This is a genomic window from Luteimonas saliphila (assembly GCF_016774335.1).
Classification (GTDB): domain Bacteria; phylum Pseudomonadota; class Gammaproteobacteria; order Xanthomonadales; family Xanthomonadaceae; genus Luteimonas; species Luteimonas saliphila.
This window is the reverse complement of the sequence record NZ_JAETWA010000026.1, coordinates 150,000-165,762: the sequence shown is the minus strand read 5'-3', so window position 1 is coordinate 165,762 and position 15,763 is coordinate 150,000. Positions and strand designations below refer to the sequence as shown.

Annotated in this window: 17 protein-coding genes; 6 read left to right on the top strand and 11 right to left on the bottom strand. The window is 72.8% G+C overall.

Annotation, left to right across the window (positions count from 1 at the left end; genetic code table 11):
• Positions 1-4: 4 nt before the first annotated feature.
• From JMO03_RS06520 to JMO03_RS06490, 7 genes are all read right to left on the bottom strand, one after another.
• Positions 5-2,386 carry an MMPL family transporter gene (locus tag JMO03_RS06520; RefSeq protein ID WP_202841687.1) on the bottom strand — a complete coding sequence of 794 codons (2,382 nt, stop codon included), beginning with the start codon at positions 2,384-2,386 and terminating at the stop codon, positions 5-7.
• On the bottom strand, positions 2,383-3,027 hold the full coding sequence (locus JMO03_RS06515; protein ID WP_202841814.1) for a LolA-related protein: 645 nt from the start codon (positions 3,025-3,027) through the stop codon (positions 2,383-2,385). Before JMO03_RS06515 ends, JMO03_RS06520 begins: the two co-directional genes overlap by 4 nt.
• Positions 2,948-3,961: an LpxL/LpxP family acyltransferase gene (locus JMO03_RS06510; RefSeq protein ID WP_202841679.1), complete on the bottom strand. Its 1,014-nt coding sequence runs from the start codon at positions 3,959-3,961 to the stop codon at positions 2,948-2,950. The genes JMO03_RS06515 and JMO03_RS06510 overlap by 80 nt, the downstream gene beginning before the upstream one ends.
• Positions 3,958-4,260: an ApeI family dehydratase gene (locus JMO03_RS06505; RefSeq protein ID WP_202841677.1), complete on the bottom strand. Its 303-nt coding sequence runs from the start codon at positions 4,258-4,260 to the stop codon at positions 3,958-3,960. Before JMO03_RS06505 ends, JMO03_RS06510 begins: the two co-directional genes overlap by 4 nt.
• Before the next feature lie 5 nt (positions 4,261-4,265).
• The gene (locus tag JMO03_RS06500) at positions 4,266-5,033 is read right to left on the bottom strand and encodes a lysophospholipid acyltransferase family protein (RefSeq protein ID WP_202841675.1); all 768 of its coding nucleotides are present in this window, start codon (positions 5,031-5,033) and stop codon (positions 4,266-4,268) included.
• Positions 5,034-5,116: 83 nt separating this feature from the next.
• Complete coding sequence (locus JMO03_RS06495) at positions 5,117-5,800, bottom strand: ketosynthase (RefSeq protein ID WP_238345943.1); 684 nt, start codon at positions 5,798-5,800, stop codon at positions 5,117-5,119.
• Between the two features lie 4 nt (positions 5,801-5,804).
• Entirely contained in the window at positions 5,805-6,074 is a 270-nt protein-coding gene (locus JMO03_RS06490) for a phosphopantetheine-binding protein (protein WP_202841673.1), read from the bottom strand.
• Positions 6,075-6,241: 167 nt separating this feature from the next.
• Between JMO03_RS06490 and JMO03_RS06485 the strand changes: the two genes are divergently transcribed.
• From JMO03_RS06485 to aroE, 6 genes are all read left to right on the top strand, one after another.
• Positions 6,242-7,615 carry an NAD(P)/FAD-dependent oxidoreductase gene (locus tag JMO03_RS06485; protein ID WP_202841671.1) on the top strand — a complete coding sequence of 458 codons (1,374 nt, stop codon included), beginning with the start codon at positions 6,242-6,244 and terminating at the stop codon, positions 7,613-7,615.
• Positions 7,612-8,643, top strand: a complete 1,032-nt coding sequence (locus JMO03_RS06480) for a chorismate transformation FkbO/Hyg5 family protein (protein WP_202841664.1) — start codon at positions 7,612-7,614, stop codon at positions 8,641-8,643. Before JMO03_RS06485 ends, JMO03_RS06480 begins: the two co-directional genes overlap by 4 nt.
• Before the next feature lie 113 nt (positions 8,644-8,756).
• Complete coding sequence (locus tag JMO03_RS06475; RefSeq protein WP_425491799.1) at positions 8,757-9,005, top strand: hypothetical protein; 249 nt, start codon at positions 8,757-8,759, stop codon at positions 9,003-9,005.
• 264 nt (positions 9,006-9,269) lie between these two features.
• Positions 9,270-10,262 (top strand): porphobilinogen synthase, encoded by a 993-nt coding sequence (gene hemB, locus JMO03_RS06470; RefSeq protein ID WP_202841662.1) that lies wholly within the window; start codon positions 9,270-9,272, stop codon positions 10,260-10,262.
• Positions 10,259-10,681 (top strand): GNAT family N-acetyltransferase, encoded by a 423-nt coding sequence (locus JMO03_RS06465; RefSeq protein ID WP_202841660.1) that lies wholly within the window; start codon positions 10,259-10,261, stop codon positions 10,679-10,681. The genes hemB and JMO03_RS06465 overlap by 4 nt, the downstream gene beginning before the upstream one ends.
• Before the next feature lie 57 nt (positions 10,682-10,738).
• A complete protein-coding gene (gene aroE / locus JMO03_RS06460) occupies positions 10,739-11,581 on the top strand; it encodes a shikimate dehydrogenase (protein ID WP_202841658.1) in 843 nt (280 codons plus the stop codon).
• A 141-nt stretch (positions 11,582-11,722) separates the two neighbouring features.
• Here the strand turns inward: aroE and JMO03_RS06455 are convergent, their stop codons facing one another.
• From JMO03_RS06455 to JMO03_RS06440, 4 genes are all read right to left on the bottom strand, one after another.
• The gene (locus tag JMO03_RS06455) at positions 11,723-12,031 is read right to left on the bottom strand and encodes a GIY-YIG nuclease family protein (RefSeq protein WP_202841656.1); all 309 of its coding nucleotides are present in this window, start codon (positions 12,029-12,031) and stop codon (positions 11,723-11,725) included.
• 275 nt (positions 12,032-12,306) lie between these two features.
• The gene (locus tag JMO03_RS06450) at positions 12,307-13,662 is read right to left on the bottom strand and encodes a DUF58 domain-containing protein (RefSeq protein WP_337926372.1); all 1,356 of its coding nucleotides are present in this window, start codon (positions 13,660-13,662) and stop codon (positions 12,307-12,309) included.
• Positions 13,659-14,648 (bottom strand): AAA family ATPase, encoded by a 990-nt coding sequence (locus tag JMO03_RS06445; protein WP_202841655.1) that lies wholly within the window; start codon positions 14,646-14,648, stop codon positions 13,659-13,661. The genes JMO03_RS06450 and JMO03_RS06445 overlap by 4 nt, the downstream gene beginning before the upstream one ends.
• Positions 14,645-15,757 carry a DUF4350 domain-containing protein gene (locus JMO03_RS06440; protein ID WP_337926371.1) on the bottom strand — a complete coding sequence of 371 codons (1,113 nt, stop codon included), beginning with the start codon at positions 15,755-15,757 and terminating at the stop codon, positions 14,645-14,647. Before JMO03_RS06440 ends, JMO03_RS06445 begins: the two co-directional genes overlap by 4 nt.
• Positions 15,758-15,763: the final 6 nt, after the last annotated feature.

Here is a 15,763-nt window from a genome sequence, read left to right as displayed (position 1 = left end):
GGCTTCAGCCGCGATCGCGCCCCGAAGCCGCGGACTCGCCGCCAGGCGGGGGGATCTCCGCCGGAACCGCGCCGACGGGAGCACGCGCGACCAGCAGCGCCAGCACGAAGTTGAACAGCACCCCGAGCGCGACCGTGCTGCCGATCGCGCGCAGCACCGGGATCGACGACAGCGCCAGCAGGCTGAACACCAGCAGGGTCATCAGGCTGCAGACGATCACCGCGTGCAGCGTGCGCAGCTGGTCGTCGCGGTCCTCGCCGGCATGTTCGAAGAACAGCGCGTAGTCGAGGCCGAGGCCGGCGGCGAGGATCAGCGACACCAGGTGGAACAGGTTGAGCTCGACCCCCGACCCGCGCAGCACCGCGAGCACCAGCAGCGTGGTCAGCGCCATCGGCAGCAGCACGCGCGCCACGCGTCCCGGCGCGCGCAGCGCGATCCAGACCGTCGCCACCAGCGCCAGCGCGGCCAGGGCGAGCGCGCCCAGCACGCGCGTGCGGTAGTCGGCGACCAGCGACTCGGACGCCTGCTTCATGTCGAGCAGGCGCGCGTCGTGGGCCTCGGCGACCCGCGCCACCGCGGCGACGTCCTGCAGGCCGCTGAGCGAGACCAGCGCGGTCGCGTGCCGCTCGCCCTCGATCAGCAGGCCGGCGACGCTGGTCGCGAGCGGCGAGCCGTCGAGGTCGCGCGGCTGCAGCGGCGGCGCGGTGCGGGCGGCCGCGACGTCGGCGACGAAGTCCTCGAAGACATCGCCGCGGAACGGCGAATCGGCGAGTGCGGCATCGAGCGCTTCGCGCAGCGCGTCCGGCGCCGGCAGCGCCTGTTGGCGCGCGCGCTGCACCGCCGCGCTCGGCAGGTAGCGCGCGGCCAGGTCGTAGCCGTCGATCGCGCCCTGCGCCACCAGTTCATCGAGCGCGGGGCGCAGCCGCTCGCTGCCGGCCAGCGCGGCCTGCGCGTCGGCCGCCTGCAGGGTGAGCACGTAGCGCACGTCCGGCGCGCCGAGCTCCTCGCGCAGTTGCGCGTCGCGCTGCAGCAGCGGTTCCGGTACGGGGGTGAGCCTGGACAGGTCGTTCTGCCAGAACGCACTCGGGCTGAATGCGACCACCGCCAGCGACGCCAGTGCGACCAGCAGCAGCGACCCGCGCGGGCGCGGCAGCCGTTCGATCCACTGCCAAAGGGCCTGCAGCCGCGGCGAGTGCGCGATGTCGCGCCGTCCCGGATCGATCAGCCCGGGCAGCGCATAGCGCGTGCACAGCGCCGCGGTGGCGAGCGCGACGATGGTGAACACCGCGAGCTGGCGCAGACCATCGACGCCCGAGAACAGGAAGGTCAGGTAGGCGATACAGGTCGCGACCACGCCGGTCGCCAGCGCCGGCCACAGCGCGCGCACGCTGCGCCACGGCGAGAGGCCGGCGCGCTGGTGGCTGAAGAAGTGGATCGGATAGTCCTGGACCACGCCGATCAGGGTGAAACCGAAGGCGATGGTGATGCCGTGCACGCGGTCGCCAAACAGCAGCACCAGCGTGATCAGGCCGGCGAGGCCGGCGCTGGCCAGCGGCAGCACGCCCAGCAGCGGGATCTTCCAGCTGCGGTAGGCGACCAGCAGCAGGAGAATCAGGCCGATGCTGTCCACTGTGCCGATCCAGCGCGCCTCGCGCGCGGTGCGCGTGCCGATCTCGTCGGCGAATGCGCCAGGGCCGCTGATTTCGAGCACCGACGAGGCGTCGCCACGCGCGGCGGCGAACGCGGCCCCGACCGCATCGACGGCCTCGCGCTGGCCGTCGGGATCGAAGCCGGCCGCGCGCGTCTCGACCAGCAGCAGGGCCTGCTCCCCGGCGCGATCGAACCACGCCTCGTGCAGGATCTGCGGCGCGTGCGCCGGCAGCCAGGCTTCGGCGAGCTTGAGCATCTCGAGCGTCGGATCGGAGGCCAGCAGCGGCTCGACCAGGTCGGCGGCGGGCGACCCCAGGTCCTGCACGCGCGCGTCGAGTTCGCCGCGCAGGAATTCCTCATCCAGCGGCTGGGTGTCGAGGGTGGGCGAAAGCAGGTAGCGATACGGGCGCAGCCGCTCGGGGATCGCCTCGAGCCCGACGCTGGCGCCGTTGGCGACGAACACGAAGCGCGCATCCATGGCGAGCGCGTCGCGCATCGCCAGCGACTGCGCGGCCAGGGTTTCCACGTCGGCGCCGGACAGGGCGAGCAGCAGCAGGCGCGAACCCGGGCCTTCGCCGAGTTCGTCGATCAGCAGCTTCTGTTCGGGCGTGCGCGCGTCGGGCAGGAAGCGGCGCAGGTCGCCGCTGAACGTCAGCGACTGCGACAGCCACGCACCCGCGGCCAGCAACAGGCCCAGCCACGCCAGCGCCCAGCCCAGGCGCGCGCGTGCGCTCATCCTGCGATATCGCCGTTCCGGCACAGCGCCGCGATGTCGGCGGCGTCGCCGGCGCGGGTCGCGGCCTGCGCGGCCGAGGCCATCAGCGTGCGCTGCGGATCGCCCTTCGCCGGCGTGGTCACGATGCAGCGCAGTTCGTCGCCGCGTCCGTGCAGGACCAGGTCGCGCAGGCGCGCGGCGAGCTTCGGATCGCGCGGCACCAGGCGCAGCGCCCAGCGTTCGCGCGTGCCCTGCGCGTCGAGCGTGTAGTGCTCGCGCAAGGCAGTGGCATCGCCGGCCAGCAGCGCGCCGAAGCTGCTCTGCAGCGCCGCCAGTTCGGGCGCGCGCGACAGCGAGAAGCGGCGTTCGGGCTTGCCGGCACGGGCGAGCGTCGCCTCGTCGCCGCGGAGGGTGGTGGTCTCGGCGTAGGGCGTGCGCACTTCGCGCACCAGGGTGCCGGCATCGGGACGGCGGTACTCGCCTTCCAGCCGCAGCGGGCTCTTCAGCATCGGCGAATCGCGCACCTCGACGAACGGCGTGGCCGCCGGCACCGGTCGCGCCAGCGCACGCAGGATCGCATCGCTATCGGGGCCGGCCTGCGCCCACGCCGACGGCGCGATCGCGAGCAGGCACGCCGGCAGCCAGCGCCAGCGCTTGCGGATCGCCGGAGGCGGCGGGTTCGGGTTGTTGAGCGGATGGGTCGACATGCCAGAAGTCGTAGAAGTTGAACCAGTTGTAGGGTGCCTGCCGGGCATGATGTTCCAGCCGCGCGGCGTAACCGCGGATAAGCGCCCCGAGCGCCCCGTTGCGGCGCCCACGCGGCAGGTCGATGCCGTCGCTGCAGGGCTCGAACACCAGCTCGTAGCGATTGCCGCCGCGATACAGGCCGAAACCGAGCACGATCGGCAGCTTGAGCACCGCCGCCATCTGCCACGGCGCCAGCGGGAACGGCGCCGGCTCGCCGAAGAACGACGCCTGTACCGTCGGCTGCCCCGGCAGGCTGCGGTCGACCAGCAGCGCGACCAGCGCGCCCTCCGCCGCGGCCTGCTGGATCTGCAGCATCAGCGCCGGGCCGTCCTGGCTGGCGTCGATCACGCCGGCGGCGATCTCCGGGGCCAGCGCGTCGAGCATCTGCGTCAGTGCCTTGCTGTGCGCCTTGTCCAGCACCACCCGCAGCTTCAGGCCGGGACGATGGCGCGAGAGCGCGCGCATCGCTTCGAAGCTGCCCAGGTGCGATCCGAACAGCAACACGCCGCGGCCCTCATCGACCTTCGTCGCCAGCGCGTCGATCCCGCGCACGTCGATGCGGAAGCGGTTTTCCCTGCCATCGAGCAGGAACAATCGATCGAGGATGGTCGAGGCGAAGGTGTGCACGTGGCGGGCGCCGTCGAGCAGCCGCGCCGGCCGGCCCAGCGCGCGGTCGAGGAAGGCGATCGAGGCGCGGCGTTCCGGGCCGCGCCGCAGCAGGAAATACAGCGTCGTCGGGTACAGCAGCAGGCGCGCGAGCGTGCGCCCGCCGTGGCAGGCGACCGCGCGGATCAGCCACAGCGCGACCCGGCCGCCGCCCTCGGGGCGCTGTTTCCAGTCCACGCTCACGCCGGCGCCGCCTCGGCGACGATCTCGCCGCTGGCGATGGTCGCCTCCCCGCGCAGCACCCGGAACCGCCAGCGCGCGGCCGGGGCCGGTGCCGAGGGTTCGAACTCGATCCGCGCCCGCTCGCCCGGTAGCAGCGGCTGCAGGAACTTGACCTGCGGCAGCCGCAGCGGCGGCAGCGGACCGGCCGCGCGTTCGATCGCTGCGATCACGCGGTCGAGCACGACCACCCCCGGCACCACCGGGCGACCGGGGAAATGCCCGGGCAGCGCGGGATGGCCGGGATCGATCACGAATTCCATGCCGCTCACTCCAGGTCCCGCAGCATCGCCGTCACCTGCGCCTGCGCGCGGTCGGCGAGCGCCTGGCGCGCCACCGGCCGACCCTCGTCGCGCACCGGCAGCGGGGTGCCGAAGCGGACCCGGATCGTGCCCGGCCGCACCCGGAAGAAGCCGTCCACCGGCAGTACCCGGCCGGCGCCGTGCAGCGCCACCGGCACCACGGCGACCCCGGCGTCGATCGCTGCCTGCAGCGAGCCGGCCTTGAACGGCGCCACCTCGCCGCTGCGGCTGCGGGTGCCCTCGGGGAACAGGCACAGGCTCTGCCCCCGCGCCAGCAGCGCCGCCGCCTCGCGCCGGAACAGCGCGCCGGCACGCGCGTTGTCGCGGACGATGAACAGCATCCCGGTGGCGCGGGCGTACCAGCCCACGAACGGCACCTGCTTCATCTCCTCCTTGAGCAGGAAGCGCAGCGGCACCGGAATCGCGCGGAACAGCGCGCAGATGTCGATCACCGACTGGTGGTTGGCGACGAACAGGCAGGGCCTGGACCAGTCGACGCGCTCCTGCCCGTCCACCTGCAGTCGCGCGCCGGCGCCCCACAGCAGGCCCGGCGCCCAGCAGCGCGCGGCCATGCGCAGCGGCAGCCGCGCCTGCGGGCCCGAAAACGGCCGCATCAGCAGCGCCAGCGTGATCCAGCCCGCCGTCCAGGCCAGCGTGAACGCGAACTGGATGGTGTTGTACAGCCGCCACATCACGCGTCCTGCCCCCGCACGTCCCGCGTCCCTTCGGGACATCGACCCCGGTTGTTCGTCGCACAGGATACCGTCGGGCTGCGCACGCCCGCCTGAAGCCGCCCCGGCCCGGGCATCCGGCGGGCTCATCGCAGGAAATCGCGCCAGAACGCCGGTCCCAGCCCGCCGAGACGGCGCAGGAAACCGACGAAGCCATGGTGGCGCTCGGGAAACCGGTAGCGCCGCCACTGGAATTCGAGCACGAAGAACCCGCCGACCACGCCGTAGCCCAGCACGTTCGCCAGCCAGGACCATTGCTCGGGGGTAATCGGCCACGGCGAGGCGATGCCGACCTGGGCCAGCAGCCCGCCGGGGCTGGCAATCAGCGCCAGGACCAGGTTGGCCACCCCCAGCAGCACCAGCACCCCGGCCCAGAGTGCGGTCAGCCCGCGCGCATAGGCGGCCACGTCGGCCGGTAACCGCTCGGGCGGCACGCCGTCGAGCCCGGACACGATCCGGGTGATCAGCGGCACCCGCCCCCGCTGCAGGCTGCGCCCGAACACCCAGGCCACCAGCGCCACGAACACCACCGGCACCACCAGCAGCGGCAGCGTGGCCAGCCCCTGCCGGTACAGCCACCACGCCGCCGCGGACGACACCGCCGCCAGCGCGAACGCCCACGGCCGCAGCCGCAGCAGCGGCGGCGCCAGCACCAGCGCCACCAGCACCAGCAATGCCGCCAGCGCCAGGCGCGCGTCGCCGCCCGCGCTGGCGCCGTGCGCGAGCAACGCGTAGGCCACCGCCAGCGCGATCTGCAGGGCGAGGATCAAGTCGTCAGGTCGTCCGGTGCTGCTGGACGTGCCCGGACAGCGCCCGCAGCGAAGCGAAGATGCGCCGGTTCTCGTCGTTGTCCGAACGCAGCTGGAATCCATAGCGCTTGCTGACCGCCAACGCCAGTTCCAGCGCGTCGATCGAGTCCAGCCCCAGCCCGGCATTGAACAGCGGCGCCTCCGGATCGATGTCGGCCGCGGCCACCCCGTCCAGGTTCAGGCTCTCGACCAGCAGTTCGGCGAGTTCGCGTTCGGCATCGGTTTGCTCGGGCATGGCAGCGGCGGCTTCGGACAGGACCCGCAACCATCGTGCATCGCGTCGCCGTTCGCAAGCGCGCCGGTCCGTTCAGGAAAGTGCGGCCTCCGCTCCGCCCGCCGCCGGACCGGTGCCGGGCGTCCGCTATCATGCGCACCCGTTCATGCCCGCCCAGACGCAACCGGATGGCCAGCCCCGACCCGCCCGCCAGCATCCCGACCGGACCCGAGGACTGCGACGTCGTGGTCGTCGGCGGCGGCCCGGCCGGCAGCACGGCGGCCACCCTGCTGGCGCGTCGCGGCTGGCGGGTGGTGCTGCTGGAAAAGGACGCGCATCCGCGCTTCCACATCGGCGAGTCGCTGTTGCCGATGAACATGCCGATTCTCGCCGAGCTCGGGGTGCTCGAGCAGGTGCGCGCGATCGGGGTGCACAAGCCGGGCGCCGACTTCCCGCTGCAGGAGGCGGACGGTGGGCACCACGTCATCCATTTCACCCGGGCGCTGGAGCCGGGTCACGACTACGCCGTGCACGTGCGCCGCGACCGGTTCGACGCGCTGCTGTTCGACCATGCGCGCGCCAGCGGGGTCGACGCACGCGAACGCGCGCGGGTGGTCGAGGTGGCGTTCGGCCACCACGGGCGCCCGGACCGGGTCGAGGCCGTGCTTGCCGACGGCGCGCGCCGGCAGTGGCGTCCGCGCTACGTGGTCGACGCCAGCGGCCGCGACACCTTCCTGGCCAACAGCCGCAAGCTCAAGCGCAGGGATCCGAAGCACCAGTCGGCGGCGCTGTTCAGCCATTTCCGCGGGGTCGCCCGCCACCCGGGCGCGGACGCGGGCAACATCACCGTCGCGCGCTTCGACCAGGGCTGGTTCTGGCTGATCCCGCTGCCCGACGACGTCATGAGCGTGGGCGCGGTGTGCTTCCCCGAATACCTGCGGCAGCGCAACGACGGCGGCGGGCGCATCGACAACGAGACCCTGCTGATGCGCACCCTGCAGTCCAATCCGGGGGTGTGGGCGCGGATGCAGGGCGCGCAGCGCGTGGCGCCGGTGCATGCCACCGGCAACTATTCCTACGGCGCCACGCGCATGGCCGGCCCCGGCTGGATCCTGGTCGGCGATGCCTACGCCTTCGTCGACCCGATCTTCTCCTCCGGTGTGTACCTGGCGATGGACGGCGCGCGCCAGGCGGCCGCGGTGGTCGACGGCGCGCTGCGCGAGCCCGCGCGCGAGGCCGCCCTGCAGCGGGCGATGCAGGCACGGCTCGAACGCGGCCTGCGCCACTTCAGCTGGTTCATCCATCGCTTCAACACGCCGGTGATGCGGCGCCTGTTCGCCGCGCCGCGCAACGACTGGCAGCTGGAGCAGGCGGTGATCTCGATGCTGGCCGGCGACGTGTTCGACAACCGCCGGGTGCACTGGCGGCTGTACCTGTTCCGGCTGGTGTATGCGCTCAACGCGGTCGCGATCGCGCCACGGGCGCTGCGCGGCTGGCGCGACCGCCGCCGCCAGGTCCGGGCCTCGTTCGCCGGCGACACCCTGCACGAGGGGAGCCCGTGAGCCGTCCCGCGCCGCTGCCGCCGCGCCTGCCGCCGCGCCTGCGCGTGGAGTACGTCGACGCCGCCGGCGTGTCGGAACTGCTGTCACGCGCCGACGTGCTGGCGGTGCTCGGCTTCGGCGAGCAGGCGCCCCGCCTGGACGACCCGCGCTACCTGCGGGTGCCGCTGCAGCCGCACGGCGAGGCGAAAGTGGAGGTCTGGCATGCGCTGGCGCCGGTGGACAGCGGGCGCGACGGCGAGATCGCGTGGTCGTGCGACGGCCAGCTGCTGTTCGGCGCGATCGAGGTCGACGAGCCGGCCGGCCACACCGGCGACGGCGACAACAGCGGCATCCTGCTGGCCGCGGAACACGCGTACCGCACGCTGACGCGATTCGTCGGCGGCAGCGACTACCCGCACCTGCTGCGGGTCTGGAACTACCTCGACGCGATCACCCTGGGCGACGGCGATACCGAGCGCTACCGCCGCTTCTGCATCGGCCGCGCGCGCGGCCTGGGCGACTTCGACGCCAGCGCCCTGCCCGCGGCCACCGCGATCGGGCGCTGCGACGATGCCCGCACCGTCCAGATCTACTGGCTTGCGTCGCGCGAACCGGGCACGCCGGTGGAGAATCCGCGCCAGGTCAGCGCCTATCGCTATCCGCGCGAATACGGGCCACAGCCGCCGAGCTTCGCCCGCGCGATGCTGCCACCGCCCGGCGGCGCGATGCCGCTGCTGCTGTCGGGGACCGCGGCCGTGGTCGGGCACGCCTCGCAGCATGCGGGCGCACTGCTGGCCCAGCTCGACGAGACCTTCGCCAACTTCGACGCCCTGCTCAGCGCAGCCCGCGCGCGCCAACCCGCGATGCCCGCGCAGTTCGGCGCCGGAACCCGGCTGAAGGTGTACGTGCGCGACCTCGACGACCTGCCGCTGGTCGCCGCCGCGCTCGATGCCCGCTTCGGCGACCGCGTGCCGCGGATCCTCCTGCATGCCGCGATCTGCCGCCGCGAACTGGCGATCGAGATCGACGGCGTGCACGACGCCGGCTGATGCGTCGCGCCAGCCCGGCACCGCCGCTGGCGCGGCCGCTTGCAACGGTCACGTCCGCGCCGCATGGTCCGTCTACGACGCGTGGGCCATCCGGCCCGGTACAGGAGGACACCATGGGAATGATCAGCCTGGTCTGGGGCATCTTGACGATGATCTGGATGATCCTCGCGCTGATCCCGCTGGTCGGCATCACCAACTGGTTGCTGATTCCCTTCGCCGCGGTGGGCGCGATCCTCGCTGCGATCGGCCTGCTGTTCACCCGCACCGGGCGACGCGGCCGGGCCAAGGCCGGGCTGGTGATCAACGGCATCGTCATCTTCGTGGCGATCTGGCGGCTGGGCCTGGGCGGCGGCCTGATCTAGCCGCCGAATCGAGCGGCGGACCACTGCCGGGGCACCGTCACCCGCACCCGCGGCCGTGCGCGCCGTTGCCGGCCGGCGACGTCCGACCGTCGCCATCGCGTGCGACAGGCCGAAGGTCCGGCGCATCGGCTTGCGCGGAAGGGGCGCGTGCGGTCGCCGCGCAGGACCTCGCGCGCAGGACCCCGGTTGATGGGCCGGGGGTGCGCCTGGACGGGGACTTCCGGTCCACCGCGGCGAACGGAGGCGGCGCGTAGAATGCGCGCCATGGCCTACCCCGATACCCGCCTGCGGCGGATGCGCCGCGACGCGTTCTCGCGCCGGCTGATGCGCGAGACCACGCTCAGCGCCGACGACCTGATCTACCCGGTGTTCGTGCATGGCGCGACCGGACGTGCCGCGGTGCCGTCGATGCCGGGCGTCGAGCGGCTGTCGATCGACGAACTGCTGCGGGTGGCCGAGTCCGCCAGCGAGCTGCGGATCCCGGCGCTGGCGCTGTTCCCGGTGACCGCGTCCGAGGCCAAGTCGCTCGACGCGGCCGCGGCCTGGGACGACGAGGGCCTGTGCCAGCACGCGGTGCGCGCGCTCAAGGCGCGCTTCCCGCAGCTGGGCGTGATCACCGACGTCGCGCTCGATCCCTACACCTCGCACGGCCAGGACGGCCTGGTCGACGACGACGGCTACGTGATGAACGACGCCACCGTCGACGCACTGGTGAAGCAGGCGCTGTCGCACGCGCGCGCCGGCGCCGACGTGGTCGCGCCCAGCGACATGATGGACGGCCGCATCGGCGCGATCCGGCTCGCGCTGGAAGCCGACGGCCACGTCCACACCCGCATCCTCGCCTACGCGGCCAAGTACGCCTCCGCGTTCTACGGCCCGTTCCGCGACGCGGTGGGCTCTGCCGCCGCGCTCGGCAAGGCCGACAAGACCACCTACCAGATGGACCCGGCCAATGCCGAGGAGGCGCTGCGCGAGGTCGCGCTCGACCTCGACGAGGGCGCGGACATGGTGATGGTCAAGCCCGCGCTGCCCTACCTCGACATCGTGCGTCGGGTGAAGGAGGCGTTCGGCGTGCCGACGTTCGCCTACCAGGTGAGCGGCGAGTACGCGATGCTCAAGGCCGCCGCCGGCAACGGCTGGCTCGACGAACGCGCCTGCGCGCTGGAAGCGCTGCTGTCGATCAAGCGCGCCGGCGCCGACGGCGTGCTGAGCTACCACGCACTCGACGCGGCGCGCTGGCTGCGGGCCGACGCATGATCCGCCGCGCCGCCATCGCCGACATCCCCGCCATCGCCGGGCTGGCCGCCCAGCTCGGCAGCACGGTCGATCCGGAGACGTTCCCGTCGCGGATGGCGCGGATCCTCGAACTCGCCACCCACGCGGTGTTCGTCGCCGAAGGCGACGCCGGGCCCTGCGGGTTCGCCGCCGCCGAGCATCGCCTGCTGCCGTTCGGCGAATGGGTCGAGCTGACTTCGCTGGTGGTCGATGCCGACGCGCGCCGCCACGGCATGGGCACCCAGCTGGTCGCCGCGGTCGAGGCCTGGGCCCGGCGCCGCGGCGTGGACCGCGTGCTGGTCCGCGCGAGCCTCGCGCGCGAGGGGGCGCATGCGTTCTACCCCGCGCTCGGGTACGAACGGGCCAAGACCCAGCACGTCTACACCAGGACGGTGCGCTGAAGCGGCCGCGGTCCGGGTAGACTCCGACCGGGGTCCACGCAAGGGAATCGGTGCGTCATGAGCAGCCAGTACGCGGTCTTCGGCCATCCCGTCGCGCACACGCTTTCGCCGCACATCCATGCCGCGTTCGGCCGCCAGACCGGGATCGCGCTGCGCTACGAGGCGATCGACGCGACCCACGACACCTTCTTCGACGCGCTGGAGGCCTTCGCCGCGGCCGGCGGGGTCGGCGCCAACGTGACCCTGCCGCTGAAGGAATCGGCCTTCGCGCTGAGCGCGACCACCACCGAACGCGCGCGCCGCGCCGGCGCGGTGAACACCCTGGCCCGCATCGAAGGCCAGTGGCACGGCGACAACACCGACGGTGCCGGGCTGGTGCGCGACCTCACCGAGCGCCGGGGCCTGGACCTGCGCCAGCGCCGCACCCTGCTGATCGGTGCCGGCGGCGCCGCACGCGGGATCGCGCCGTCGCTGCTCGATGCCGGCATCGGCGACCTGTTCATCGTCAACCGCACGCCCGAACGCGCCGACGCGCTGGCCGATACCCTGGGCCAACCCGGGCGCGTGCATGCGCGTTACCTCGCCGACCTGCCGTCGCTCGGCGAGTTCGGCCTGCTGATCAACGCCACTTCGGCCGGCCGCGACGGGCGCACCCCGCGCCTGCCGATGTCGCTGCTGGGCTCGCGCAGCGCGGCGGTCGACCTGAGCTACGGCGAGGCTGCGATCCCGTTCCTGGCCTGGGCCCGCGCCAACGGCGCGCACGAGGCGATCGACGGCCTCGGCATGCTGGTCGAACAGGCTGCGGAGAGCTTCGCCCTGTGGCACGGCGTGCGCCCGCACACCGATGCGGTCTACGAAGAGCTGCACGCACGCCATGCGGCGCTGGTGACGGCGGACTGAAGGCGGTTCGGGGGCGATCGCGCTGATAATGCGGAGCCGGACGCTGCTGGCTGCTGGCTGCTGACAGGAGATTTCTCCCTTCGGTCGAAATGACAAACGGGACGGGAATGCCCGGCGCTGTCATTTCGACCGTAGGTACTGTCATTTCGACCGTAGGGAGAAATCCAGCCCCAGGTTGCGCCAATCCGGATTCATCGACGCCACCAGCGCGTCCTTCTTCTCGCGTCGCCACTTCTTGATCTGCTTCTCGCGCCCGAGCGCCGCGAGCACGTCGCTGGTCTCCTCGAAGTAGACCAGCGTGTCCACGCGATACCTGGCCGTGAATCCCGGGACCGCGTGCGTGCGGTGTTCATGCAGCCGCCGGACGAGATCGCTGGTCATGCCGATGTACATGACCTTGCGGGTGCGGTTGGTGAGGATATAGACGAAATAGCGGTGCTCTCCGGGCATGCGGTTCCTCCTTGAACCTTTCCGTCGATCCGGACGCTAGCAGGCTGCGGGCGGGATTTCTCCCTCCGGTCGAAATGACACAGGGGGAACGCCTGATCCCGCCATTTCGACCGAACCTGACCGTTGAACCCCGACCTGTCCTTTCGACCAGTCCGTCGACGTACCTGTCCGTCGACCTACCCCTTCCGTTAGACCCACCTGTCCTCGCAACCATACCTGTCATTTCGACCGAAGGGAGAAATCTGCTTCACGCACCACCGGCCTGTCGATCCCGTCTACAGCAACCCTTCGCGCTTGATCGCCAGGTAGCGTTCGACAAGCGCCGCGGGCAGCTGCGCCGCGGTCACGTCCAGCACCGTCACGCGATGGCGGCGCAGGGCGTCGTGCGCGGCGGCGCGCTGGGCGAGGTAGCGCGCGGTGGCGCCGGCGCGCACGGCGGCGGAGATGTCGTGCACCTCCTGCTCGAGCACCTCGTCGAGCGCGCGCTCGCGCAGCGAGGCCACCACTACCAGGTGCCGCTTCTGCAGCATGCGCACCGCGGCCAGCACGTCTTCGATGTCCTCGTCGCGCAGGTTGGTCACCAGCATCAGCAGGCCGCGACGGCGCTGGCGCAGCGACAGTTCGGTGGCGGCGGCGAGGTAGTCGGTCGCCACCGGCTGCGGCTGCAGGTCGTAGCTGGCGCGCAGCAGGGTGTCGATCGCGGCCATGCCGCGTCGCGGCGGCACCCAGCGACGCTCGCCGCCGGTCGCGAACAGGCCGACGGCGTCGCCCTGGCGCAACGCCAGGTAGGCCACCAGCAGCGAGGCGTCGAGCGCGTGGTCGAAATGCGCCAGCGCGTCGCCTGCCTTCGCGGGCGCCGGGTCGCGCGCCAGCATGCGGCGGCCGGTGTCGAGCACCACCACCAGCTGCTGGTTCTTCTCGTCCTGGTACTCGCGCGAGATGAGCTTGCGCGCGCGCGAGGTCGCCTTCCAGTCGATCTGGCGCAGGCTGTCGCCGACCCGGTATTCGCGCATCTGGTGGAAGTCGGTGCCCTCGCCGCGCCGGCGCCGCACGTGCGCGCCCATCATCCGCGAGGCCTGCTCGGCGCTGACCAGCGCGAACTTCGCCAGCGGCGCGAAGTCCGGGAACACGCGCACGCGCTGTGCTGCGCCCGCCAGGCACAGCCGTCGCCACAGCCGCAGCGGCGAATGCAGCACCAGGTGCACGCCGTCGAACATGAAGGCGCCGCGCGCGTTGGGCCGCAGCCGGTAGCCGACGCTCGACACCAGGCCTGGGTCCAGCGCCAGGCGCCGCGGCAGGCCGCTCACGTCCCAGCCGCCGGGATGCAGGTCGTGCACGTCCACGCGCACGCCGCGCGCGCCCGGCTCCAGGTGCAGCCGCACCTCGCGCTCGATCCCCAGCGCCAACGCCTCGGGCACGCTGCGCGAGACATCCGGCACGCCGCTGCGCCACAGCACGACGAGGTCGGCGAGCGCCAGCGTCGCCAGCGCAGCGCCCGCGATCGTCCACGCCCACGCCGGCAGCCAGCCGATGCTGGTCGCCGCGCCGAGCAACCCCCAGACCACGGCGCAGGCGACCAGCGCGGGCGCCGGGCGCGGCAGGAAACGGCGGCGGACGGGCGTGGGGCTCACTTGCGCGGCGCGTCCACCTTGGCCAGCAGCGCCTGCAGCACCTGGTCCGCATCCTGGCCCTCGATCTGCAGCTCCGGCGCCAGCGCGATGCGGTGGCGCAATGCCGGCTTGGCGACTTCGCGCACGTCGTCGGGCGTCACGAACCCGCGACCCGACAGCACCGCCTGCGCACGCGCCGCGCGCACCAGCGCGAGGCTGCCGCGCGGCCCGGCGCCGAGCGCGATGCCCGGCCAGGTGCGGGTGGCGGCGGCGATGCGCACCGCGTAGTCGATCACCGCGGCATCGAGCGTGGTCGCCGCGGTGCCCAGCTGCAGCGCCACGATCGCGCCGGCGTCGAGCACCTGCGCCACCTGGGACAGGTCGAAGCCGGCGGCGACGCTGCCGTCGCTGACCGCGGTCACCATCGCCACCTCGTCGGCGTGCGCGGGATAGTCGATCAGCACCTTGAGCAGGAAGCGGTCGAGCTGCGCCTCCGGCAGCGGATAGGTGCCTTCCTGCTCGACGGGGTTCTGGGTCGCCAGGGTCATGAACGGCGGCGGCAGCGCGAAGCCCTGCCCTTCGATCGTCACCTGCTGCTCCTGCATCGCCTCGAGCAGCGCCGACTGGGTCTTGGCCGGCGCGCGGTTGATCTCGTCGGCCAGCAGCAGGTTGGTGAAGATCGGGCCACGGCGCACGGTGAAGGTCTCGCTGCGCACGTCCCACACTGCGTGGCCGCTGACGTCGCTGGGCATCAGGTCGGGCGTGAACTGCACCCGCGCGTAGCCGCATCCCAGCGCGCTCGCCAATGCCCGCACCAGCAGGGTCTTGCCGAGGCCGGGCACGCCCTCGACCAGCACGTGGCCGCCGGCCAGCAACGCGACCAGGATCTGGTCGAGCACGTCGGCCTGGCCGATGAAGGCCTTCGCCACCTCGTCGCGCACGCGCGCGACCTGTTCGGCGAGGGCGTCGCCGGTGATGGGTGTCGGGGCGGGGATGCTCTCGGTCATAGTCGTCTTCTCATTTCGATGAGTCGGGCCACCCGCAGGCGGAAGTCGTTGCCGTCGCGCGGGCGCGGGGAACGCAGCGCGTGTTCGATGTCGGGTGCGGACAGGCCGGTGCGCGCGGCGATCGCCTCGGCGCGGGCGACGCCGTCCAGCGCCGCGGCGAACGGGTCGCGTCGGCGCAGGCGGTCGAGGAAGGCATCGCGCATCGCCGCGTGCAGCAGCGACGCACGACCGTAGCGACGCAGGTGCTCGCCGCTGGCCTGCACGTGCTCGAGCAGCGAGCGCCGCGCCTGTGCCGGCGGCGGCATCGCCGGACCGACCCGCTGCAGGCGCATCCACAGCCAGGCCAGCAGCGCCAGCAGCAGCGGCGCCCATGCCATCCACGCATGCTCCAGCAGCAGGCGCCACAGGGGCGGCACGTTCGCGGCGTAGACGAGGTGGATGGTGCCGCGGCCGTAGTTGGGTTCGAGCAGTTGCCGCGCCAGCGCCGCGTGCGGCGCTTCCGACAGCTTGTCGTTCTCGAGGAAGTCGAGCGAGGCCAGCACGTCGGCCCTGCCTGCCCCGTACGCCTGCCGTGCGAACACGAAGCCGTCGGCGAAGTCGCCCCACGAGAGCAGCGGATCGATGCCCTGCAGGGTGAAGCGCGTACCGCCGCAGAATTCCACGTGCCGCTCCTGCCCCGGAACCTGGAAGGCCTCGCAGCCGCCGGCGCCGGGCAGCAACGCCAGGCCGAGCCGCGCCAGCAGGTCGGACGGCCGCGGCGCGGACAGGCGGCGCCCGCGCGGTGTCGACACGATCAGGTGTCCGCCCGCATCCATCCACGTCAGCAACGCGTCGACTTCGCGTTCTGCGAGGGTGCGCGGGTCGCCGAGCAGCAGCACCGTGTCGCGCGCGTCAGGCGGGTGCGCGGCCAGATCGAGCCGCTGTCGCGAATCCACCGCCACGCCGTCGGCCTGCAGCGCGCGCCGCAGCGCATACAGCGGGTTGTAGGCGGCCTCGCCGGCCGGCGGCAACGGCACCGTGCGTTCGACCCGCTCGTAGTGGTGCAGCCACCACGCCACCAGCACGCCCAGGCACACCAGTCCGAGCAGCGCCAGGGCGGCCCGCGGCACGCGCCC